The organism is Cupriavidus sp. SIMBA_020 (assembly GCF_046535395.1).
In the GTDB taxonomy this organism is placed as follows: domain Bacteria; phylum Pseudomonadota; class Gammaproteobacteria; order Burkholderiales; family Burkholderiaceae; genus Cupriavidus; species Cupriavidus campinensis.
In genome coordinates this window covers 1-245 of the sequence record NZ_JAWRWU010001404.1, presented here as the reverse complement: position 1 = coordinate 245, position 245 = coordinate 1, and the positions used below count along the sequence as shown (strand labels likewise).

The 245-nt window shown below is 66.5% G+C and carries 1 protein-coding gene; it reads left to right on the top strand.

Going from position 1 to position 245, the window contains the following annotated elements; genetic code table 11:
- Positions 1-245 (top strand): EscU/YscU/HrcU family type III secretion system export apparatus switch protein (locus SB751_RS34145; RefSeq protein ID WP_410749511.1); only part of this gene is annotated, 245 nt, incomplete at both ends.

Here is a 245-nt window from a genome sequence, read left to right as displayed (position 1 = left end):
GCGCATGACGAAGGAAGAAGTGAAGCGCGAGCATCGCGAGAACGAAGGCGATCCGCACGTGAAGGGCCGCATTCGCCAGCAGCAGCGCGCGATGGCGCGCCGCCGCATGATGGCGCAGATTCCGAAGGCCGACGTGGTGGTGACCAACCCGACGCACTTCGCGGTCGCGATCCAGTACACCGACGGCGAAATGCGCGCCCCGAAGGTCATCGCCAAGGGCGTTAACCTCGTGGCCGCGCGCATCC